The organism is Bradyrhizobium sp. AZCC 2262, from assembly GCF_036924535.1.
Classification (GTDB): Bacteria; Pseudomonadota; Alphaproteobacteria; order Rhizobiales; family Xanthobacteraceae; genus Bradyrhizobium.
The window spans coordinates 6,310,421-6,332,335 of record NZ_JAZHRT010000001.1; the positions used below are offsets into that span (position 1 = coordinate 6,310,421).

Genomic DNA, 21,915 nt, shown 5'->3' on the forward strand with positions numbered 1-21,915 from the left:
GAGAAGATGTCGGGGACTCTGGTTGGCGAATTGATTCTCTGGCTGATCATAGCGATCGTCGTGATCGCCATCGTCGTCTACATCGTGAACTGGCTCTACCACCGTTCGTCGAAGGAAGTGTCCTTTGTGCGAACCGGTCTGCTCGGTGAACGCGTCGTGATCAATGGCGGCGCCTTCGTGCTGCCGTTCATCCACGACTTTACGCCCGTCAACATGAACGTGCTGCCAATGGGCATCGTGCGGGCCAAGCACGACGCGGTCATTACCCGCGACCGCATGCGTGTCGACATCGAAGCCGATTTTTACGTCCGCGTGCAGCCGACGCGCGAGGCGGTCGCAATCGCCGCCGCCACGCTCGGACGGCGCACGCTCGAACCCGAGCAGTTGCATGCCCTGCTCTCCGGCAAGTTCGTCTCCGCGATCCGATCGGTCGCCGCCGAAATGACCATGGAACAGATGCACGAGCAGCGCGGCGAATACGTCACGCGGCTCAAGGCCGCCGCAGCCGAGGCGCTGGCTCAGAACGGACTTGAACTTGAATCTGTTGCCATCACCGATCTCGATCAAACCGATCTGGAATATTTCAATCCGTCGAACCGGTTCGATGCCGAAGGTCTGACCCGCCTGATGGAGGACATCGAGGCCAAGCGCAAGCTGCGCAATGACATCGAACAGGATTCGATGATCAAGATCCGCACCCGCAACCTCGATGCCGAGCGCCAGGCATTGGAGATCGAGCGCGAGAGCGAGACCGCGCGCCTCGAACAGGAACGCGACATCGAGATGCGCCGTGCGCTGCAGCGCACCGAGGTGGCGCGCGAACGCGCGCTTCGCGAGACCGAGGCCGAACAGGCGCAGATTTCGGCGCGTGAGGCGATCGAGAAGGCCCGCATCGCCAACGAACAGGCGATCGCCGAAGCCCGCATCTCCTCCGAACGTGAGACCCGTCACCGCGAGATCGAGCGTACGCGCGCGGTGGAGGAAAAGGAACTGCTAGCGCGCGAGGAAATCGAAAAGGCCAAAATCGCCAATCAGCGCGCGGTCGATACCGCCCGCATTGCCTCCGAGCGCGAGGTGCGGCAGCGCGACATCGAGCGCACGCGATCGGTCGAGGAAGCCGAGATCACGGCGCGCGAAGCGGTCGAGAAGGCACGTATCCAGCAGGATCGCTCGATCACGGATGCGCGGATCGCCAACGAGGAAGAGACTCGAAGGCGCGAGATCGAGCGCACCCGCGCGATCGACGAAGCCGAAATCGCGGCGCGCGAGGCGACCGAAAAGGCTCGCATCGCCCAGACCACGATCGTCAACATCGAACGTATCGCCTCCGACGAACGCACCCGCTCGCTGGAGATTGCGCAGGTGCGCACTATTCAGGAAGCGGAGATTGAGGCGCAAAAAGCGGTGGAAGCCGCACGGATCGCCCGCGAGCGCACCTTGGCGGCCGAGCGGATCGGCGCCGAGCACTCTACGCGCAAGCTGGAAATCGAGCGCAACCAGGCGCTGGAAGTCGCAGGGATCACCGCGCGCGAGGCAACGGAAGCCTCCCGCATCGCCCAGGAAGAGCGCGTTCGCTCGCTCGAAATCGCGCGCAACCGCACGATCGAGGAGGCCGACATCGCCTCGCGCGAAGCCATCGAGGCCGCGCGCATTGCCCAGGAGAAGGTGATCGCCGCTCAGCGCATCCGTGCCGAGAAGGAAACCAGGGGGCTCGAAATCGACCGCACCGAATCGATCGAGGCCGCCGAACTCAAGCGGCGCGATGCCATCGAACGTCGGCGTGTCGAGGTTGAGCTGGCGCTCGAAGCTGAACGCATCGCCTCGTCGAAGACCCGCGAGGTGCTCAATATCGACCAGAAGAAGGCGGTCGAGATCGCCGACGAGGAGCGCGTAATCGCGCTCGCCGCCAAACGTTCCGAGCGCATCGATGCCGATCGCCAGGTCAAGCAGGCCGAGATCATCGCGCGCAAGGAAGTCGAGACAACAGATGTCGCGCGCGAACAGGCGCTCGAAGCCGCGCGGCTCGCCCGCCGTCGTGCGATCGAGCAGCTCGAAGTCGGCCGCGTCCAGGCGCTGCAGGAAGCCGAGATCGCCTCCCGCGAGGAAGTCGAACGGGCGCGCATCGCCTCAGACCGCGGTCTCGACGAAGCGCGCGTCGGCCGCGAGCGCGATCTGCGCAAGCTGGAGGTCAATCGCGAGAAGGAAGTCGAAACGGCGCTGATGGAAAAGGCCATCGCCCTGTATCAGAAGTCTCTCGAGGAATCGGCCGCCAAGGTGGCGGCGGAGGATGCGCGCGCGGGAGCGACCGAGGCAGCCGAGCGCGTCGTCACCGCCCGCGACAGCGAGATCGCCAAGCGCCAGAAGACCATCGAGGTGCTGCTGGCGGAGAAACGGGCGGAGGAGACGAAGATCGCGGCCGACGCCGAGCGCGTACGCGCCGCCGTCGAGGCCGAGGCGCAGCGGCTGCTCAACGAAGCCGAAAACGTGCTCACCGACCAGGCACGCTACTCGCTGTTCCGCCGCAAGCTGCTCGATCGCATCGAAGGCATCGTGCGCGAGAGCGTCAAGCCGATGGAGAAGATCGAGGGCATCCGCATCCTTCAGGTGGACGGGCTCAATGGCGGCGGCAATGGCGGCCGCAGCGCCACCGACGAGGTGATCGACTCGGCGCTGCGTTACCGGGTGCAGGCGCCGCTGATCGACTCGATCCTCGCCGATATCGGCGTCGAGGGCGGCAGCCTTGCCAAAATGCCCGGCCTCATTCGCGAGGCGCGCGACATGCAGGGCATCAAGGAATCCACGCGCAAGGGCAGCCAAACCAAGCCTGACGCGCCCCCTGCCGCCTCCGGCGAGCCGGCCCCCGAACGCGGACCACGCAAGAAAGGTTGAGATCACGCCATGGCCCGGGTCTACGTCTCCACCGTCGTCAACGCCCGCAACGACCGCGTCTGGGCGCGGGTGCGCGACTTCAACGGCCTGCCGAACTGGCATCCCGCCATCGCCGAGAGCCGCATCGAGGGCGGCGAACCCGCCGACAAGATCGGATGCGTGCGGGATTTTCGCCTGCGCAACGGCGATCGCATCCGCGAAAAGCTGCTCGGGCTCTCGGACTACGACATGTTCTGCACCTACTCCATCCTGGAGTCCCCGATGGGGGTGGAGAACTACGTCGCTACCTTGCGGCTCACGCCAGTGACCGACGGCGACCAGACTTTTCTCGAATGGACCGCCGAGTTCGACTGTGCACCCGAGCGCGAGAACGAACTGGTCGGCAATATCGGGACCGGTGTGTTTCAGGGCGGCTTTGATGCTCTCAAGCGCGCCTTCGGAGGCTAGCGTGCCGCATATCGTCAAAAGCACCATCCTCGACGCGCCGACCGGCGCGGTCTGGAATGTGCTGCGCGATTTCAACGGTCACGACCGCTGGCACCCGGCGGTCGCCACCAGCACGATCGAGCGCGCGCAGGCCTCCGACAAGATCGGCTGTATCAGACGCTTCAAGCTGCAGGACGGCTCGGAGCTGCGCGAGCAACTGCTGGCGCTGTCGGACCTCGAACAGGCCTTCAGCTATTGCCTGCTCGATACGCCGATCCCAATGTTCAATTACGTGGCCCATGTTCGCCTGCTGCCGGTCACCGACGGCGACCGCACCTTCTGGCATTGGGAATCCCGCTTCACCACGCGGCCCGCGGATGCCGAAAGGCTGACGCAGATGGTCGCGGAACAGATCTATCAAGCCGGCTTCGATTCCATTCGCCGGCACCTGAAGGAGGCCGCATGAAAGCGGAGGCAAAACGATGCCCGTCACGGTGAGGACATTTGCCAGTTCTGGCGAAGCGGCATCGGCGCTGTCGTCGGATCGCGGCGCGCGCTATCTCGGCGGCGGCACGCTTGTCATGCGCGCCCTCAACGAGGGCGACGTCTCGATCTCGACGGTGGTGCGTGCGACCGATCAGGCGCTGTCCCGCATCGATGTCGCGAGCGCACGGATCACGCTCGGCGCCGGCGTCACTTTTGCAAAAATTCTGGCCGAACGCGATCTTGGCTTTCTGCACGCCCCCGCCCGTTCGATCGGCGGGCCGGCGGTGCGCAACATGGGTACAGTCGGTGGCAATCTGTTCGCGCCCATTCCCTATGGCGACTTCACCGTCGCGCTGCTGGCGCTCGACGCGACCGTCTCCGTCCAGGGCGGACTAGGCGCCCGCGACATTCCGATCGAGGAATTTTTGCAATCCCGCGAGCGCCAGAGCGGTGCGCTTGTGCTGGCTGTCTCCTGTCAGAGGCCCGCAAGCGCCGACGCCTTCCGTTATCGCAAGATCGCCCGCATCAAGCCAAAGGGCGGCTCGGTGATCACGTTGGCGGCGCACCTTCCGTCGAGCAGCGGCCGCATATCGGGAGCCCGCATCGCGCTCGGCTCGATGGCCGCGACGCAGATTCGCGCAAGGGCCGCCGAACGCGCACTGGAGGGCCGCCCGCTTGACGATGCAGCGATCAGCGCCGCGGCCGCGGCCGCAACGGAGGGCGTATCGCCCGCCGACAATGCCCTTGGCAGCGCGTGGTATCGCCGCGAGATCGTCGGCGTCCATCTGCGCCGCCTGCTGTCCGGCCTGGAGTAAGATTCATGACCAAGACCCCGCTCCAGTTTAGTCACAACGGCCGCGACGTCGCGTTGTTCGTCGACGGTGGCGTCAATCTGCTGGTCGCGCTTCGCGAATTGATCGGCGACATGACGCCGAAATTCGGCTGCGGCCAGGGCGGCTGCGGCGCCTGCAGCGTGCTGATCGACGGCGAACTGCATCTCTCCTGCCTGACGCTGGCGGAAACCGTCAACGGCCGCGCGATCGAAACGCTCGACGGGATGAAGGACGGGCCCAATCTGCATCCGCTGCAACGCGCCTTCATGGAGCAGTTCGCGGCGCAGTGCGGGTATTGCACGCCGGGCATGCTGATGGCGGCGAAGGCGCTGCTCGATCGCAACCCCTCGCCGACCCGCGCCGAGGTCGTCGAGGCGATCTCGGGCAATATCTGCCGCTGCACCGGCTATGAGCCGATCATCAATGCCGTCCTCGCCGCCGCCACGAGCGGACGCGCACGCGCTTAGAGGGAACGACCATGCTGGAATTGCGCAAGGACATCTTCGCCGACGAGCGCGACGATAATCTGAAGGAGATCGGAAAGGGCACGCAGCGCCAGGACATGCTCGGGCATGTCACGGGCACCTCGACCTATTTCGACGACCACAAGCTGCAGGGCATGCTCCATCTTAAAGTGCTGCGCAGCCCGCACGCCCACGCCCGCCTGCGCCGCATCGACACGATGGAAGCGGAACGCGCGCCCGGCGTTCGGCGCATCATTCGCGGGGCCGACGTGCCGATCAATCTCAACACGCTCCTCAGCCTGATCAACTTCGGCAAGGACGACGAGCCGTCGCTCGCCGTCGATAAAGTGCGCTACAAGGGCGAGCCGATCGTCGCCGTCGTCGCCGACAGTCCGCGGGAAGCCTTTGAGGCACTCGCGAAAGTGCGCGTCGATTATGAGCCGCTGCCCGCGGTGTTCGACGTCGAGGAGGCGCTGAAGCCGGGCGCGCCCGTCGTCAACGAGACCTACCCCAAAAACACGTTCGTCTACCACGACGTCTACGATCACCAGAAACTGCGGTTCGGCGATGTCGAGCGCGGTTTCGCCGAGGCTGACCATATCCTCGAACAGCGCTACCAGATGTCGCCGATCGAGCATGCGCCGACCGAAACCAACGGCTCGATCGCAGCGCCCGACACCAATGGTCGCTATGTCGTCTACACCTCGACGCAGGCGCTGTTCTTCTCGCTCGATACCTGCGCAAAGATCCTCGACGTGCCCTCCAACACCTTTCATTTCATCGGCGGCACTGTCGGCGGCGGCTTCGGCGGCAAGGTGGATACCCTCACCGAACCGCTCGCCATTCTCGGCGCGATGCTGACCGGGCGTCCGGTACGTTATCAGCTCGGCCGGGAGGAGGAGATGCAGTTCGGCTCGCCGCGCGGCGCCGAGCGCATCTTCATCAAGGACGGCGTGATGCGCGACGGCCGCATCGTCGCGCGCAAGATTCGCGCCTATTTCGATAGCGGCGCCTATACCCGGCTGTCCAGCTACGCCGTCGTCAAATGCGCGGCGCACCTGCCCGGCCCCTATACGATCCCCAACGTCTACGGCGATATCTACTGCGTGTTCACCAACCGCACGCCTGCGACGGCGATGCGCGGCTTCGGGGTCACCGCGATGGATTTTGCGCTCGAATGCCAGATGGACAAGCTCGCCCATCTCGTCGGCATCGACCCGATGGAATTCCGCATCCTCAACGCCTATCGCGACGGCGACATGAAGGCGCATCGGCGCGAAGCCAAGAACACCGCGCTGATCGAATGCGTCCAGGTCGCGGCCGAAAAGGCCAAGTGGCCGCTTCGCGAAGAGGTCAAGCGCATGTCGTCGCTCAAGGACGGCGGCGGCATGCGTGCCGCGATATCCTTGACGCCGCGCGAGCCTGTACCGCAACGCGCCGCGGCATCGCAACAGCGAACAACCTACGACCGTGCGCCGCCTGCGACGATCCAGCCCCCGCCGCCCCCCACGCCGACGCCGCCGACCCCTCCCCCACGGGCACAGGCTCCGTCGCCGTCGCATGGCGCGGCCCGTTTCTCTTCCGTCTTCGGCACCAGGAGGCGCTGACCATGGCAAGGCATCGCGGACGCGGCATCGCATCGATCAACTATCCCATCGGCATGAACCTTGGCGGCGATCCGAGCCAGGCGCTGGTTCATTCCAACCCCAGCGGCAAGTTCACGGTGTCGCTGTCGTCGATCGATCTCGGCCAGGGCATGAAATCGGTGACGCGGCAGATTTGCGCCGAGACGCTCGGCGTGCCGGTCGAGGACGTCTATGTCGACACCGCTGACTCCGACACCGGCCCGCACTGCATGGGCTCGTTCGCCTCGCGCGGCACCCATCGCGTCGGCAACGCCGTCATGGCGGCGGCCAAGGAAGCGCGCGGCGTCATGATGGAGGCAGCCGCCGAGGAGCTGGAGGTCAACGCCGCCGACCTCGATACCGACGGGCGCGGCAACATCCACGTCAAGGGCGCGCCGCACCGCTCGATCTCCACCAAGGACGTCGCCATCGCCGCGCAGTTCAAGCAAGGCAAGACGATATCCGGACGCGGCATCTTTCTGGTGCCGCTATCGGAGGTGAACCCCGAGACCGGCGAGATGTCCCCCGCCACCTGCTACGCGCACGCCTGCCTGGTCGCCGAGGTCGAGGTCGACGACGAGACCGGCGAGATCGCGATGGTACGCATGGACAGTGCGTATGAACTGGGCCGCGCGCTCAATCCGCGCCTCGTCGAGCAGCAGCTCGTCGGCGGCGCGTGGATGGGAATCAGCCACACCCTGTTTGAAACGCCCGAGCCTTATTATCCCGATCCCGCGCATGGCCCGCGCGACTTTGTCGAGTATCTGATGCCCGGCCCCGGAGACATCTGCCCGCACGATATCGCGGTGCTGGAACGCCCCGCAGCCGACGGACCGTTCGGTGCCAAGGGGCCCGGCGAGATGTGCGCCAACCCCGTGCTGCCAGCGGTCGCCAACGCCATCTTCAACGCGGTCGGCGTGCGGATGGATGAATTGCCGATCACGCCGGAGAAAGTCTTGCGGGCGATCAAGGCCCAGGGCGGCGCGCGGCCGCAGGCGCGGCGCTGAGGCACAACATGACGGTTCGCGGCAACATCGTCGGCATCGATAGTCCCGAGGCGCTCGAACGGGCGCTGCGGACAGCGTATTACCTCGCTGACGACGGCCTGGCGACGGCGGCCTATCTGGGGCTCGCGCTCGGCAAGCCGCTGCTGCTGGAAGGCTCGCCCGGTGTCGGCAAGACCGAAGCCGCAAAAGCCATCGCCGCCGTGCTCGGCCGCCGCCTGATCCGGCTGCAATGCTATGAGGGCATCGACGCATCAGCCGCGCTTTATGAATGGAACTATCCGCGCCAGATGCTTGCGATCCGCCAGGCCGGCGAAGAGAGCATCGACATCTATGGCGAGACTTTTCTGATCGAGCGGCCGATGCTCGCGTCCTTGCGCGCGCCTGACTCCACCGTGCTGCTGATCGACGAAATCGACCGCGCCGACCAGGAGTTCGAGGCGTTCCTGCTCGAATTCCTCTCGGACTTCCAGATTTCCATCCCCGAGCGCGGCACGGTGCGTGCCGCAGAACGGCCCGTTGTCGTGCTGACCTCGAACCGCACCCGCGATCTGCACGAGGCGTTACGACGGCGCTGCGTCTATCACTGGATCGAGTACCCCACGGCCGAGCGCGAGGCGCGCATCGTGATGATGCGGGCTTCGAGCGTCGCCGAAGCAACCGCACGCGCCATCGTCGCGGCCGTCGGCAAGCTCCGGCGCGAGCCGCTCAGCAAGGCGCCGGGCATCGCCGAGGCCGTGGATTGGGCCGAAGCCGCCACGCTGCTGCACGAGCGCGGCGCCCGCTGGCCGGATGCCTTCAAGCGCTCGATCGGCGTTGCGCTGAAGGACGAGGAGGATCTGACCTTCATCTCCGGCCGGCTCGACGCCCTCATTGCGGAGGCTGCCGCGTGAGCGAAGAATTTCAGCTACCGCACGCGGCCCGCGTCTTCGTCTCCTTTGTCGCGCTGCTGCGCATCAATGGTTTCGCCGTGGCGCCCGAACAGACAACGGCGTTCCTGGCCGCGATCGAGCTGCTGGGCCCACGCAGCCTCGAAGCCATTCGGCAGGCCGGGCTGGCGACGCTCGCCCCGCCGCCCGAGCGGCGCGCGACCTACGACCGGCTGTTCGACATCCATTTCATCGGCAGCGAAGCGATCGACCAAGCGGGCGCTGAAGATGAGGGAGTGGTTCGCCTGCAGGAGGAAGGCCGCGGCGAGGACGAAACGCTGCTGGCCGACGAAGCCAACGAATCAGGACTTGCCGCAGCCCGCGCCGAGGCGCTGGTCGAACGCCGCTTCGCGGTAAGCGCAACCGGCGATGCCTTACGAAAACTGTCGCGCGAGGCCCCTGCCCGGCTGCCCCGGCGGCGCGGCCATCGCCGCATGCGCGCCCGCCGCGGCCCCTGGGCCGATCTCCGCCGCACCCTGCGCGAAAGCGTGCGCAACGACGGCGAGGTGCTGCGGCTCGGACGCCTGAAGCGCCGCGCCCGCCCGCGCAAGGTGTTGTTGCTGATCGACGTCTCCGGTTCGATGAAGGGGCGCACCGACGACAACATGAAGCTCGCGCATGCGCTATCGCACGCCATCCCTCACGTCGAGGTCTTCACGTTCGGCACAAGGCTCACCCGCGTCAGCCGCGCGCTGCGTCTCAAGCGCCGCGAGCAGGCGCTGTCCGCCGCCGCCCATCTGGTCAGCGATTGGGACGGCGGCACCCGCATCGGCGACGCGCTGCAGGCGTTCCTGGCGGTGCCAAGATTCGGCAGCTATGCGCGCGGCGCCGCCGTCGTCATTCTCTCGGATGGCCTTGAGCGCGGCGATCCTTCTGCCTTGCAGGACGCCGTCGCAAGATTGTCGCGGCGCGCCTGGCGGCTGAGCTGGCTGACGCCGCTCGCCGCCGGTCCCGGTTTTCAACCGCAGACCGAGGCACTGATCGCCATCCGCCGTTTTGTGGATGACCTGGTCGACGGCGGATCAACCGCCGCGATCGTCTCGCACGTTCTTTCACTTGGACAGAAGAAGGCCGCATGACCGATATCATCGATGCCCATCATCATATCTGGCGTCAGGCCGACCTGCCCTGGCTGAGCGGCCCGATGCAGCCGCGCATCTTCGGCCCCTACGAGCCGATCAGGCGCGACTATCCGATCCAGGAATATCTCGGCGACCTCACTGGCTCCGGGGTGACGCGCTCGGTCTATGTGCAGACCAACTGGGCCAACGACCGCTTCGAGGACGAAACCGCCTGGGTGCAGCAGACCGCGAGAGATCATGGCTGGCCGCACGCCATCGTCTCCTATGCCGATTTCAATGTCGACGATGTCCGCCCGCAACTCGATCGTCTCGCGCGCTATCCGCTGGTGCGCGGCGTGCGCATGCAATTGCACTGGCACGACAACCCGCTCTATCGCTTTGCGGCCCGGCCGGACCTCTGCGCCGATCCAAAAATCCAGCGCAATATCGCCCGGCTCGCCGACTACGGCTTCAGCTTCGACCTGCAGGTGTTCGCGCCGCAGATGGCGGGCGCCGCCGGGCTCGCCGAAACCTGTCCCGACGTGACCTTCATCCTGCAGCATGCCGGCATGCTGGAAGATCTTTCGCAGGAAGGCCGATCCGCCTGGCGCGCCGGCATGACCCGGCTCGCGGCCTGCCCCAATATCGTTTCAAAACTTTCCGGGCTCGGCACCTTCATCCATCGCAACGATCCCGCGCATGTATTCGATGTCCTCACCGAGACGGTGACGATCTTCGGCGCCGAGCGCTGCCTGTTCGGATCCAATTTTCCAATCGAAAAACTTTGGACCAGCTATCGCGAACTGGTGGACGCCTATCTCGCCGCGACGGCGCATCTTCGCGCAGACCAGCGCGATGCAATCTTAAGAACAACCGCGCTGCGCGTTTATCGGCTGGGAAGTTAAGCGAATAAGAGGATTCGGGGAGAGAGAGACATGCCGCTTGAAATCAAGATTTTGGATTATGGGGATATCGAACTGGAATCGAGCTTTCTCGTGCTCGGCCGCGATTGCGGCCGGACCCGCCGTGTCCTCACGCTCGGCTTTCTGATCGTTGGCGGGCCCTACCCCGTCGTCATAGACACCGGCTATCGCTCCAACCAGATCATGGAAACACTGGGCATGCGCGGCCTGCAGTTTCACGAGAACATGATCGAGAACCAGCTCGCGCGTCACGGCGTGCGCATGGGCGATGTCCGCTATGTCTGCCACACCCATCTGCACATCGACCACGCCGGCAAGGACGATTTGTTTCCGATGAACACGACGGTCGTGCTCAACCGCAAGGAGCTGGAATACTCCGTCTCCGGCTTGATGCACCCGCAATATCCGGCGCCGGACATCAAGCACCTGATCGACCGCCTGCACACCAAAAGCGCGCTGCGCTTTCTCGATCTCGAAGTGACCGGCCCGATCGAATTGATGCCGGGCGTCTATTGCGACGCCGCCAACGCGCATACCGAAGGCTCGATGAACATCCATGTTCATACGGCTGACGGCATCGCCACCATCTGCGGCGACGTCATCTACGATTTCAACGACCAGATCGTCACCCCCTTCAACGAAATCCACGACGCCGAACCGCGCACAACCGGCAACCACGGCACCAGCAAGCGCGCGGAAAAGGCAGCGATCAAAAAGCTCCTGAGCAGTTCGCGCTATCTGCTCCCGGTTCACGACCGTCCGGCCAAGATCGAAGGCGGCGTGGTGGTTGGCCGGCTGCACGACCAGGTGCCGGGCCCCGTGGTTCAGAGTCTGCCCCAGCGCAACTGGTTCCCGGCCTGAGCGCCGAGAAAAGGACGGACCGATGACGCATGTCACGCTGCGCCCGGAATTCGAAACCCTGATCGACCCCTACGCGCCGGTCGGCCAGGTCGGCACTGGCTTCGATTTCACGGAGGGGCCGATCTGGCATCCGGTCCATCACTATCTCCTGTTTTCGGATATGCCCGGCGATGTGCGCCGGCGATGGGATGCCAAGCGCGGCGTCGTCGAGGCCAAGCGGCCGTCGAACAAATGCAACGGCATGACCTATGACGCCGAGCTCAACCTGATCGTTTGCGAGCACGCCACCTCTTCCTTGATCCGCGAGCGGCCCGACGGAAGGCGCGAGGTGATCGCCTCGCATTTCGAGAATCAGGAGCTCAACAGCCCGAACGACGTCTGCGTGCATTCGAGCGGCGCGATCTATTTCAGCGACCCCTGGTATGGCCGCATGCCGGTCTACGGTGTCGAGCGGCCGCGGCAGCTCGGCTTCCAGGGCGTCTATCGCGTTCCGCCGGGCGGCGGCCCACCAAAACTCGTCGTCGATCGCCATCTGTTCGATCAGCCCAACGGCCTCTGCTTCTCGCCCGACGAACGCCTGCTCTATGTCAACGACACCGTGCAGGCGCTGATCCGCGTCTTCGATGTCGAAGCCGACGGCTCGCTCGTTAATGCACGCGTCTTCGCCAGCGGCATTCGCTCCGAACTCGAACCCGGCCTGCCCGACGGCATGAAGTGCGACCAGCGCGGCAATGTCTGGGTCACCGCACCCGGCGGCGTCTGGGTCTATTCGTCGGCCGGCGAATTGCTCGGCAAGGTGCGCGTGCCCGAACTCGTCGCCAATCTTGCCTGGGGCGGGCCTGAGTTTCGCACGCTCTATCTGACCGCGACCCATTCGGTCTATGCCATCCCGGTCAAGGCCGGACCGCGCCACGAACCCTATATGAGCGGCCGCGCTTCGACGGGCCCCGATACGGCCTCCGCTGCGCCAACCTCTCCTCAACTCGCCGGCGGCGACATGCAGCTCGATCCCCGTCGCTGCGCGATGATCATTCAGGATTTGCAGAACGACGTGATCATGGAGGGCGGCGCGTTCGCCGATTCCGGCTCGCCCGGCCATGCGCGCCAGCAGCGGGTGGTCGACAATGTCCGCCGCCTCGCCGAGGCGGCGCGGGCGCGCGGAGTCGTCATCATCCATGTATGGTTCATCGTCGAGCCCGGCGCGCCCGGCGTCACGCTCAATGCGCCGCTGTTCGAAGGACTGGTCGACAGCGGCGCGATGGTGCGCGGAAGCTGGGGCGCCGCGCCGGTTTCGGGACTGGAGCCGCGCGCCGGCGATTTCATCGTCGAAAAGATGCGGATGAGCGCCTGGGAAGGCACCAGGCTGGAAACCATCCTTAAGGCGACCGGCCGCGACATGATCATCAACACCGGCGCCTGGACCAACATGTCGGTCGAGCACACCGCCCGCACCGGCGCCGACAAGGGCTACTTCATGATCGTGCCTGAAGACTGCTGCTCGACCATGAACGCCGACTGGCACAACGCCTCCATCAATTTCGCGATGCAGAACGTCGCCGTCGTCACCAACGCCGATGCGGTCATCAGGGGATTGGGATGAACAGAGCGCGGCCATGCCCAAACTCTTTCATCTGAGCTGCTCACCGCGCGCAGACTCGGAATCCTCCGCCGGCGCGCGGGTCTTTATCGACCGCTTCCGCCAGGCACGGCCGGACTGGGACATCGACGTGATGAACCTGTGGCGCGATCACCTGCCGGAATTCGAGGGTTATGTACTGGAAGCCAAATACGCCCGCATCGGCGGGCGGGCGTTCACGGATTCGCAGCGCGATGCCTTTGCGGTCACTGAGCGCATCGCACTCCGGTTCGCGCTCGCGGACCGTGTGCTGATTTCGACGCCGATGTGGAATTTTGGCATTCCCTACAAGCTGAAACAATGGATCGACGTCATCACGCAACCCGGGCTGGCGTTCCGCTTCGATCCCGCGCAAGGATATCTGCCGCTGTTCAAGGACCGGCCGACGGTCGTCATCTTGGCGAGCGGCAGCGATTTCATCACGGGCATGAATCGCGGCCGCATTGATATGGCGACCCCCTATCTGCGCGAGGCGCTGCGCTTCATCGGCATCAGCGACGTGCGTTTCGTGCCGATCGGACCGACCACCGGGCCGCTAGAGCCGATCCGCACCGCACGCCACGGTGCGCATCGGCGGTTGGCCGAGATGGCCGCGCGATTCTGATCCATAGGCTTGGCGGAACCGTAACATTTGCGGCAATATGGCACTTACCCGGCTGCGCCGAAGGAGGCCCCCTTGAAGTGTTACGAGCTACAGGGACCGAGCGGAATCGATGGACTCGCCCTCGTCGACAAGCCTGTGCCGGAGCCCCGTGAGAACGAGGTGCTGGTTCGGCTCAGGGCGGCCACGCTGAACTATCGCGATCTTCTCATCGTCAAGGGCGGTTACGGTTCGCGTCAGAAATTTCCGCTTGTGCCGGTGTCCGACGGTGCGGGGGTGATCGAGCGCGTTGGCCCGGGCGTGCGGGAATTCGCCGACGGCGACCGCGTCATCGGCAGTTTCTTCGAAAGCTGGATCAGCGGCGAGCCCAGCGAAGCAAAGATGCGCACAAACCTCGGCGGCGCCGTGGACGGCGTCCTTAGCGAGTATCGGATCTTTCCGAAGCACGCGCTGGTCAGAACGCCGGAGCACCTCAGTGACATCGAGGCCGCAGCGCTACCCTGCGCCGCGCTCACGGCGTGGAGCGCGGTCGTCAAGCTCGGTGGCGTGAAACCCGGCGAGACCGTTCTGACACAAGGCAGCGGCGGAGTATCTCTCTTTGCAATTCAGTTTGCGAAAATGTGCGGCGCGCGCGTCATCGCGACCTCGTCGAGCGATGCGAAGATCGAACGTCTCAAGATGCTCGGCGCCGACTTCACGTTGAACTACAAAGCGACACCCGACTGGGGAAAGAAAGCCCGCGAATGGAGCGGCCACGGCGTCGATCTGGTCGTCGAGGTGGGCGGCGTCGGCACGCTGAACGAATCGATCCGGGCGACCAGGATCGGCGGCACGATCGCGTTCATCGGCGTGCTCGCCGGACCGCCGCCGTCCAACTCGCGGCTGCCATTGATGGTCATGCAACAGCAGCGGCTGCAGGGTGTCACCGTCGGATCGGTCGAGGACCTCAAGGCGATGGTGGATGGCATCGCGGCAAGTCGCATGAAACCGGTGATCGACAAGACCTTCTCGTTCGATCAGGTGAAACAGGCATTTGCCCATATGGAAAGCGGCGCGCATTTCGGCAAAGTGGCGATCGAGATCGGCTGACCGCGACATTTCGCCATCGACTGCCGATTCCAGCGGGTGGTTCCCGCAGCAAGATTTTGCCGGGTTTTGAGCGTATTTCCGCGATCGACAGGCCTCTCAGCGAAGGATCCTCGATGCGCATGGCCACAACTGGCAACACGGAGCGTACAACTCTTGCTGGTTTCCGGAATTGCCTCCGTCGCCAATAGGCTTTAAATTCGTGGTACACTCGCCTCGTCGAAAATCGGGCGCCGCCCGGCGCTCGCGAGAGCTCAACGGGATTACAACCGAGCTGGGGTCGCTGCCGTGCGGAAAGCTTGAGGCCTGCCCCCCTTCGATGGCGAGACATGTGAACCGGCTGTGAGCGAGACCACCAGCGCTGGAGATGATGCCGCCCGCGCGAAAATTGCAGCGAGCAGCCGGATGGAAATGAATAATGACCGACGACAAGAGCAAATTGCTGAGATCGCTTTCCATCGATCGCAGCGCCAACAAGGCCGAGCGATCCAGTCGCCGCTGGCTGCCGATTTCGGCTGCGATTGTTGCCTGCGTCGTCGCATTCGCGGCCTTTGGCGCTTACGAGTTCCGCAGGCAAGACCCGCCGAAAGAAACCGCATCGCAGATCGCGCAACAGTCCGCCGCGCAGCCACAGACACCTCAGCAACCTCCGCAGGCGCCAACGAATAGCAAGACGGCCGGCAGTCTGGCGGCTTCCGGCTATGTGGTGGCGCGCCGCAAGGCGACCGTCGCGGCCGAGATCACCGGCAAGGTGGTCGAGGTCTTCATCGACGAGGGCATGACGGTGACCGAGGGCCAGGTCGTCGCCCGGCTCGACAGCGTGCTCGCCGAAAGGGACTATGAGCTGGCCCGCTCGCGCGTCGAGACGGCTGATGCTGCGATCGCCGCGATCACCGCCGATCTGGAGGACGCGACCCGCATCATGACGCGGGTCCAGACACTGTCGCAGAAGAATTTCGCGACCGAGGCCGACCTGACCAAGGCGCAGGCCCGGGTCGGCGTGCTCAGCGCGCAATTGCGCCAGGCCCAGTCGCAATTCGAGACCGCCAAGATCGACGCCAAGCGCAGCGCCTCGATGCTCGACAAGCATCAAATCCGTGCGCCATTTTCCGGCGTCGTCATCGACCGTAGCGCGCAGCCCGGCGAGATGATTTCGCCGATGTCGGTCGGCGGCTACACGCGCACCGGCATCTGCACCATCGTCGACATGGATTCGATCGAAATCGAAGTCGACGTCAACGAAGCCTTTATCGGCCGGGTCGTCCCTGGAGGCGCCGTGAACGCGATGCTGGATGCCTATCCGGACTGGACCATTCCCGCCTCGGTGATCGCGATCGTGCCGACCGCGAACCGCGAGAAGGCCACGGTGAAGGTGCGCATCCGCTTCGACAAGAAGGACCCGCGCATTCTGCCCGACATGGCGGTGAAGGTGAATTTTCTGGCCGACGCCAAAGAAAACGGCAAGACAAAGGGCGCCACCGAAACCACCGCCGCGAACTAGCTTCCAGCCGGAATCCCTGAAGGAGACAAGCGTGACAGCCGAGCATCCGATGGTTCGCCTTACCGGCGTAGCTAAGCGTTTCACCAAGGGCAAGGAAACGATCTCGATCTTCGATCATCTCGATCTGGCGATCCCCCGCGGCGATTTCATCGCGGTCATGGGACCATCAGGTTCGGGCAAGACCACGCTGCTCAACCTGCTCGGCGGCATCGACCGCGCCGACGCCGGCGAAATTTCCGTCGCAGACCGCCGCATCGATGGTCTCTCTGAGGGCGAACTAGCCGCCTGGCGGGCCGCCAATATCGGCTTCATCTTCCAGTTCTATAATCTGATGCCGATGCTGACGGCGGCGCAGAACGTGGAGCTACCGCTGTTGCTCACCCGATTGAACCGCAAGGAGCGCGCCGAGCGCGTTCATACCGCGCTTTCCGTGGTCGGTCTCGCCGATCGCATCAAGCATCGCCCGCGCGAAATGTCTGGTGGACAGCAGCAGCGCGTGGCGATTGCGCGCGCCATTGTCTCGGATCCGAACTTGCTGCTGTGCGACGAACCGACCGGCGACCTCGACCGGCAATCCGCCGACGAGATCCTTTCGATCCTGCAACTGCTCAATGGCGAGCTCGGCAAGACTATCGTGATGGTGACGCACGATCCCGCCGCGGCAAACTATGCCAAGCGCGTCCTGCATCTCGACAAGGGCCGCTTCGTCGAACGGGAGCTTGCCGCGTGAACGATTTCGACCTGGTCCGGAAAAACCTGTTCCGCCGCAAATTGCGCGCGAGCCTGATGATCGTGTCGATCCTGATCGCCTTCATGATCTTCGGCGTGCTCGCGGGATTTTACCGCGCCTTCACCGCCGGCGAAGATCGCGCGGCCGCGGACCGGATGATCACCGTCAACAAGATCAACTTCACGCAGCCGATGCCGATTGCGTATTTCAACCGCGTGAAAACGGTCGAAGGGGTGCGGCAGGTGACCTTCGCCAACTGGTTCGGCGGTTATTATCAGGACCCGAAAAACTTCATCATGGCGCTCGCAATCGAGCCGAACACCTATTTCGACGTATATCGCAGCGAATTCGAGGTTGCGCCTGACCAGCTTCAGGCCTTCACCCGCGACCGCGGCAGCGCGGTGGTCGGCGAAAAGCTGGCGCGAAAGTGGGGTTGGAAGATCGGCGATCGCATCCCTCTCAATAGCAACATCTTCAGCCAGAAGAGCGGCGGCCACACCTGGGACCTCACCATTGCCGGCATCGTCAAGGGCAAGGCCGAGCACGTCGACACCAACTTCATGCTGTTCCAGTACCCCTATTTCGACGAGACCCGCTCGTTCGGCAAGGACACCATCGGCTGGATGATCCTTCAGACCACCTCGCCGGAAAACAACGATCGCGTCGCAAAGGCGATCGACGCAATGTTCGCCAATTCCACCGCCGAGACTTCGACCGACACCGAAAAGGCATTCGGCAAGGCGTTCGCCGCGCAATTCGGCAACATCGCGCTGATCGTGTTGCTGGTGGTCGGTGCGGCCTTCGTCACCATCCTGATGATCGTCGGCAACACCATGGCGCTGTCGATCCGGGAGCGCACCCGCGAGATCGGCGTGCTGAAGACGCTCGGGTTTTCAGGCCCGCGAATTTTGACAATGGTGCTCGGCGAATCGGTGCTGCTGGCGCTGCTGGGCGGCATTCCGGGGCTGGTGATTGCGGCGCTGATCGCAGTGGCGCTCCGCAACAGCCTCGCCAACGTCGCGCCGGCTTTTGCCGTATCGCCGACCATCGCCCTGCAAGGGTTGGCGCTGATGATCGCGCTTGGGCTGATCACGGGCATCATTCCGGCGCTCAACGCCATGCGCCTCAAAATTGCAACCGCGCTCGGACGGGGATAGGCATGCGTTCGCTTTGGCTTCAGGTGGCTGCCGTCACTGCCATCAATCTCAAGAGCATTGGACAGCGGCGCTGGCTCTCGCTTTCGACGGTGATCGCGATCGCGCTTGTTGTGATCGTGCTGCTCGCCTTCCTGGCGATGGCCAACGGTTTTCAGCGCACCATCGCAGGCTCCGGAGCTGATGACATCGCGATCGTGCTGCGGGCCGGCTCGCAGGCCGAAATCAACAGCACGGTCAGCCGCGATCAGGTGCGGCTGATCGAGGACGGTCCCGGCATCGCGCGCGGCGGCGACGGCAAGCCCCTGATCTCGCCGGAACTCTATCTCGTGGTCGACGGCATCAAGCGTTCGACCAGGACCAAGGCCAACCTGCCGCTGCGCGGGATCGGCGAACAGGGCACCGCGTTGCGCAAGGACATCACCATCACCGCCGGCCGCATGTTCAATCGCGGCAGCAATGAGGTGGTGGTCGGCAAGGCCTTGCTGCGGGAATTCGAAGGCTTCGACATCGGCTCTACCGTGTCGTTCGGCGCCACGCGCTGGAACGTCGTCGGCGTGTTCGAGGCCGGCGGCAGCGTATTCGAATCCGAAATCTGGGCCGATCTCAACGTGGTGCAGAGCCTGTTCAACCGCAACAACGTCGTCCAGACCGTGCGCGCGCGCCTCACCGGGCCGGCCGCGCTCAATGAACTCAAGAGCTACAGCGACAACGATCCGCGGCTGAAGCTCGATGTCAAATCCGAAGCCGCCTACTTCGCCGAACAGGCCTCGCAGACCTCAGATCTGATTCAGAAACTCGGCTGGCCGCTGGCAATCGCGATGGCGCTCGGCGCGGTCGCCGGCGCGCTCAACACGATGTATTCATCGGTCGCAGCCCGCGCGACGGAAATCGCAACACTGCGTGCCATCGGCTTCGGTGGCTTTCCTGCGTTTGTCGGAACACTGGCCGAATCGCTGTTGCTCGCCGTCATCGGCGGCGTGCTCGGCGCCGCCGCGACCTACCTGATTTTCGACGGCGTTACGGCCTCGACCCTTGGCGGCAACTTCACGCAGGTGGTGTTCGACTTCAAGCTCAGCCCCTGGCTGATCGCCGAGGGCGTTGCGCTTGCGCTGATCGTGGGCCTGATCGGCGGACTGTTTCCGGCCCTGCGGGCCGCGCGGTTGCCGATCGTCGAAGGCCTTTACGCGCACTAGAGCCTTTCGGTTCTGATCGGATCAGAACCGAGCTCTAGATTCTTGTTTTGACGCGTTTTCTTGACGCGAACCGGCGTCCACCCCGGATCAAGTCCGGGGCAGGCTTTCGCTCGAAAACGCTTTTGAGCTATTCCCCCTTGAGGCCTGCCGCGCGGATCACCTCGTCCCATCTGCGCGTCTCGTCGCCGATGAACTTGCCGAACTCGCCCGCCGTGCCGGGGCGTGCTTCCAGCCCCTGGACCAGCAGCTTCTGCTTCACCTCGGGATCGGCAAGCACGCGAATAACCTCGGCCTGCAAGCGATCAACGATCGCGCCCGGCGTTGCCGCCGGCGCCATGAAGCCGTACCAGCCGGAAGCGATCACCTTGGAAAGTCCCTGCTCGCGCAAGGTAAAAGCCTCGGGGTAAATCGGGCTGCGCTCGGCCGATGCCACACCCAGCACACGTAACTGACCGCTCTGGATGTGCGGCAAGGCCGTGCTGATCGCAGTCAACGTGGCGTCGAGACGGCCCGCCAGCAGCTCCGTGTAGGCCATGTTGTCGCCGCGGAAGGGAACGATGAGGCCCTTGATGCCGGCGTCCCTGAACAGCAACTCGGCGGCGAGATGCGGCTGCGAGCCGGCGCCCGGAGAACCAAAGGTCAGGCCGTCGGGCTTCGACCTGCCGTAGTCGATCATTTCCTGAAGGGTTTTGAAGGGCGCCTGCGCGTTCACCACCAGGAACAACGGCGCCATCATCGCCATCGCCACCGGCTGCAGATCCTTGCGGTTGTAGTTGAGTTTCTCGAACAGGGCTTCGGCCGTCGCAAACGGCGCGGCCGCATAGAGGAAGGTGTATCCGTCCGGCGCTGCGCGCGAGACCAGCTCGTTGGCGACGCGGGTGCCCGCGCCCGGCTTGTTCTCGACAATGAACTGCTGGTTGAAGCTGCGCCCGAACTGCTCGGCCAGGATACGCAACGAGATGTCGCTTGCCCCGCCCGCGCCGTAGGGCGACACCAGCCGCACGATCCGTGACGGCCAATCGCCTTCGGCAAACGCCTGATGGTGCGGAGCTGCGGCGAAGCCGGCGACGATGGTCCCCAGCAGGGATCGGCGGGTGATTTTCATGAATGCCTCCTGGGGAAAAAGGAGCCGCCTGCAGTGGCGGCCAGTCCGTCCCGTCTTCGTCGGGCCGCGTTGGCGCGATCGCATTGCTGGACCGCCGGGCCTTCGTCTTATCGAGGCTGCAACGATAAAGAGGCGCCTTCTATCGAACAATGTGTATTTTTTGACCGATTGATAAGCCTGGCCTATGAATACCGAAACGGCGACGCCGGGAGGCTCGACATGGCGATGGACGTGACATTGCGGCAGTTGCGCGCCTATGTAGCCGTGCTGGAGAGCGCGAGCTTCTCGGAAGCCGCGAAGGCCATGCACCTGTCGCAGGCCGCGCTCTCGGGCCTGATCAAGGAGCTGGAAAGCCGCGTCGGCGTCCGCCTGCTGGACCGCACGACGCGAAAAGTTTCTGCATCTGCGGTCGGCGAGACCTTTGCCCCGATGGCGCGGCGCGTGCTCTCGCACCTGGACGAGGCGCTCGACAACCTGACCAATCTCAAGGAGCTGCGCCGTGGCCTGGTGCGTGTAGCTGCCCCCGAAACGCTATCCTGCACGCTGCTGCCGGAGCTGATCGCCGGATACAACAACAGCCATCCCGGCGTCGACGTCCGCTTCGACGACGTGCCGATCCAGGAGGTGCTGGCGGGCTTGCAAAGCGGCTCCACCGACATCGGCTTCGGCCCGGCCGGCGTCGTCCCCGATCAATCGGTCGAAGTGCACATGATTTGCGCCGACCCGCTCTTTGTGGCGCTGCGCAGCGATGACCCGCTGGCAAAAGGCAAGTCGGTCGCTTGGAAGGATCTGCGCGAGCGGCCGCTGCTCAACTACATGCCCAACATCGCCATCAACGTGTTGAGCAACGTCCCGTCCCGGCATCACCCCAGGGAGCTGGTGCCGGTGCACCGGGTGAACACCGCGCTGTCGATGCTGCGGGTCAGACAGGGCGCCGTGATCTGTCCTTCGATGGCGGAGCCGCTGGTGCGCGGCTTCGGACTGACGTTCCTGCCGCTGCTGCAGCCGGCCGTCAAATGGAAGATCGCGATGTTCGTAACGAACAGCGCATCGCTCTCGCCCGCCGTGGAGAGCTTTCGCGACTTCACGCTCGGTTTCAGCCCCAACTGGACGGCGATCGGCAACGAGCGCCGCCGCACGAGCGAACGGCGCAGGCGCATATAGCGAACGAGCGCGCGGCACACTCATGGTCGTCCCTGCGAACGCAGGGACCCATACCGCGTGATCCATCAAGGAAGCGCGGTCGCAGACGCCCTGCGTTGGCCGCCTACTGTTGTGAGTTGCCGAAGCAAAGCCGTCTCCTCTCCTGCCCATTCCGACGGCCGCGGCGTATGGGTCCCTGCGTTCGCAGGGACGACGTTGAGAGAGTGCAGAGCGTTGCGGGTAAGTCGCTGCTTCGCACGAA

At 64.5% G+C, this 21,915-nt stretch carries 20 protein-coding genes; 19 read left to right on the top strand and 1 reads right to left on the bottom strand.

Annotated elements, in window-relative coordinates; genetic code table 11:
* The first annotated feature begins 6 nt into the window (after positions 1-6).
* The 18 genes from V1283_RS29530 to V1283_RS29615 all read left to right on the top strand — a co-directional run bounded on the left by V1283_RS29530 (position 7) and on the right by V1283_RS29615 (position 19,405).
* Positions 7-2,889 (top strand): flotillin family protein, encoded by a 2,883-nt coding sequence (locus V1283_RS29530; protein WP_334390126.1) that lies wholly within the window; start codon positions 7-9, stop codon positions 2,887-2,889.
* Between the two features lie 9 nt (positions 2,890-2,898).
* The gene (locus tag V1283_RS29535) at positions 2,899-3,336 is read left to right on the top strand and encodes an SRPBCC family protein (RefSeq protein WP_334390127.1); all 438 of its coding nucleotides are present in this window, start codon (positions 2,899-2,901) and stop codon (positions 3,334-3,336) included.
* 1 nt (position 3,337) lies between these two features.
* A complete protein-coding gene (locus V1283_RS29540; protein WP_334390128.1) occupies positions 3,338-3,781 on the top strand; it encodes an SRPBCC family protein in 444 nt (147 codons plus the stop codon).
* Between the two features lie 16 nt (positions 3,782-3,797).
* Positions 3,798-4,616: an FAD binding domain-containing protein gene (locus V1283_RS29545; protein ID WP_334390129.1), complete on the top strand. Its 819-nt coding sequence runs from the start codon at positions 3,798-3,800 to the stop codon at positions 4,614-4,616.
* A gap of 5 nt (positions 4,617-4,621) precedes the next feature.
* A complete protein-coding gene (locus V1283_RS29550) occupies positions 4,622-5,101 on the top strand; it encodes a (2Fe-2S)-binding protein (protein ID WP_334390130.1) in 480 nt (159 codons plus the stop codon).
* An 11-nt stretch (positions 5,102-5,112) separates the two neighbouring features.
* Entirely contained in the window at positions 5,113-6,705 is a 1,593-nt protein-coding gene (locus tag V1283_RS29555; protein WP_334390131.1) for a xanthine dehydrogenase family protein molybdopterin-binding subunit, read from the top strand.
* Positions 6,706-6,707: 2 nt separating this feature from the next.
* Positions 6,708-7,730, top strand: a complete 1,023-nt coding sequence (locus V1283_RS29560) for a xanthine dehydrogenase family protein molybdopterin-binding subunit (protein ID WP_334390132.1) — start codon at positions 6,708-6,710, stop codon at positions 7,728-7,730.
* Between the two features lie 8 nt (positions 7,731-7,738).
* Complete coding sequence (locus V1283_RS29565; protein ID WP_334390133.1) at positions 7,739-8,620, top strand: AAA family ATPase; 882 nt, start codon at positions 7,739-7,741, stop codon at positions 8,618-8,620.
* Positions 8,617-9,735: a vWA domain-containing protein gene (locus V1283_RS29570; RefSeq protein WP_334390134.1), complete on the top strand. Its 1,119-nt coding sequence runs from the start codon at positions 8,617-8,619 to the stop codon at positions 9,733-9,735. The genes V1283_RS29565 and V1283_RS29570 overlap by 4 nt, the downstream gene beginning before the upstream one ends.
* A complete protein-coding gene (locus tag V1283_RS29575) occupies positions 9,732-10,622 on the top strand; it encodes an amidohydrolase family protein (RefSeq protein ID WP_334390136.1) in 891 nt (296 codons plus the stop codon). Before V1283_RS29570 ends, V1283_RS29575 begins: the two co-directional genes overlap by 4 nt.
* A 30-nt stretch (positions 10,623-10,652) precedes the next feature.
* Positions 10,653-11,501, top strand: a complete 849-nt coding sequence (locus tag V1283_RS29580; RefSeq protein ID WP_334390137.1) for an MBL fold metallo-hydrolase — start codon at positions 10,653-10,655, stop codon at positions 11,499-11,501.
* Between the two features lie 22 nt (positions 11,502-11,523).
* Entirely contained in the window at positions 11,524-13,101 is a 1,578-nt protein-coding gene (locus V1283_RS29585; protein WP_334390138.1) for an isochorismatase family protein, read from the top strand.
* 13 nt (positions 13,102-13,114) lie between these two features.
* Positions 13,115-13,741 carry an FMN-dependent NADH-azoreductase gene (locus V1283_RS29590; RefSeq protein ID WP_334390139.1) on the top strand — a complete coding sequence of 209 codons (627 nt, stop codon included), beginning with the start codon at positions 13,115-13,117 and terminating at the stop codon, positions 13,739-13,741.
* A 72-nt stretch (positions 13,742-13,813) separates the two neighbouring features.
* On the top strand, positions 13,814-14,827 hold the full coding sequence (locus tag V1283_RS29595) for a zinc-dependent alcohol dehydrogenase family protein (protein WP_334390140.1): 1,014 nt from the start codon (positions 13,814-13,816) through the stop codon (positions 14,825-14,827).
* A 415-nt stretch (positions 14,828-15,242) separates the two neighbouring features.
* A complete protein-coding gene (locus V1283_RS29600; RefSeq protein WP_334390141.1) occupies positions 15,243-16,325 on the top strand; it encodes an efflux RND transporter periplasmic adaptor subunit in 1,083 nt (360 codons plus the stop codon).
* Between the two features lie 49 nt (positions 16,326-16,374).
* A complete protein-coding gene (locus V1283_RS29605) occupies positions 16,375-17,055 on the top strand; it encodes an ABC transporter ATP-binding protein (protein WP_334393226.1) in 681 nt (226 codons plus the stop codon).
* The gene (locus V1283_RS29610; protein ID WP_334390142.1) at positions 17,052-18,212 is read left to right on the top strand and encodes an ABC transporter permease; all 1,161 of its coding nucleotides are present in this window, start codon (positions 17,052-17,054) and stop codon (positions 18,210-18,212) included. The genes V1283_RS29605 and V1283_RS29610 overlap by 4 nt, the downstream gene beginning before the upstream one ends.
* Positions 18,213-18,214: 2 nt before the next feature.
* Positions 18,215-19,405, top strand: coding sequence for an ABC transporter permease (locus tag V1283_RS29615; protein WP_334390143.1), 1,191 nt, complete (start codon positions 18,215-18,217; stop codon positions 19,403-19,405).
* Between the two features lie 127 nt (positions 19,406-19,532).
* Here the strand turns inward: V1283_RS29615 and V1283_RS29620 are convergent, their stop codons facing one another.
* Positions 19,533-20,510, bottom strand: coding sequence for a Bug family tripartite tricarboxylate transporter substrate binding protein (locus V1283_RS29620; protein ID WP_334390144.1), 978 nt, complete (start codon positions 20,508-20,510; stop codon positions 19,533-19,535).
* Between the two features lie 219 nt (positions 20,511-20,729).
* Here V1283_RS29620 and V1283_RS29625 point away from each other — a divergent pair, with 219 nt between their 5' ends.
* Positions 20,730-21,674, top strand: coding sequence for a LysR family transcriptional regulator (locus tag V1283_RS29625; RefSeq protein ID WP_334390145.1), 945 nt, complete (start codon positions 20,730-20,732; stop codon positions 21,672-21,674).
* Positions 21,675-21,915 lie beyond the last annotated feature (241 nt).

Excerpts from the sequence above, each read along its gene's own strand:
- V1283_RS29530 (WP_334390126.1), top strand. The coding sequence starts at position 7 with ATGTCGGGGACTCTGGTTGGCGAATTGATTCTCTGGCTGATCATAGCG.
- V1283_RS29535 (WP_334390127.1), top strand. The coding sequence starts at position 2,899 with ATGGCCCGGGTCTACGTCTCCACCGTCGTCAACGCCCGCAACGACCGC.
- V1283_RS29545 (WP_334390129.1), top strand. The coding sequence starts at position 3,798 with ATGCCCGTCACGGTGAGGACATTTGCCAGTTCTGGCGAAGCGGCATCG.
- V1283_RS29550 (WP_334390130.1), top strand. The coding sequence starts at position 4,622 with ATGACCAAGACCCCGCTCCAGTTTAGTCACAACGGCCGCGACGTCGCG.
- V1283_RS29555 (WP_334390131.1), top strand. The coding sequence starts at position 5,113 with ATGCTGGAATTGCGCAAGGACATCTTCGCCGACGAGCGCGACGATAAT.
- V1283_RS29560 (WP_334390132.1), top strand. The coding sequence starts at position 6,708 with ATGGCAAGGCATCGCGGACGCGGCATCGCATCGATCAACTATCCCATC.
- V1283_RS29565 (WP_334390133.1), top strand. The coding sequence starts at position 7,739 with ATGACGGTTCGCGGCAACATCGTCGGCATCGATAGTCCCGAGGCGCTC.
- V1283_RS29575 (WP_334390136.1), top strand. The coding sequence starts at position 9,732 with ATGACCGATATCATCGATGCCCATCATCATATCTGGCGTCAGGCCGAC.
- V1283_RS29580 (WP_334390137.1), top strand. The coding sequence starts at position 10,653 with ATGCCGCTTGAAATCAAGATTTTGGATTATGGGGATATCGAACTGGAA.
- V1283_RS29585 (WP_334390138.1), top strand. The coding sequence starts at position 11,524 with ATGACGCATGTCACGCTGCGCCCGGAATTCGAAACCCTGATCGACCCC.
- V1283_RS29590 (WP_334390139.1), top strand. The coding sequence starts at position 13,115 with ATGCCCAAACTCTTTCATCTGAGCTGCTCACCGCGCGCAGACTCGGAA.
- V1283_RS29600 (WP_334390141.1), top strand. The coding sequence starts at position 15,243 with ATGACCGACGACAAGAGCAAATTGCTGAGATCGCTTTCCATCGATCGC.
- V1283_RS29605 (WP_334393226.1), top strand. The coding sequence starts at position 16,375 with ATGGTTCGCCTTACCGGCGTAGCTAAGCGTTTCACCAAGGGCAAGGAA.
- V1283_RS29615 (WP_334390143.1), top strand. The coding sequence starts at position 18,215 with ATGCGTTCGCTTTGGCTTCAGGTGGCTGCCGTCACTGCCATCAATCTC.
- V1283_RS29620 (WP_334390144.1), bottom strand. The coding sequence starts at position 20,510 with ATGAAAATCACCCGCCGATCCCTGCTGGGGACCATCGTCGCCGGCTTC.
- V1283_RS29625 (WP_334390145.1), top strand. The coding sequence starts at position 20,730 with ATGGCGATGGACGTGACATTGCGGCAGTTGCGCGCCTATGTAGCCGTG.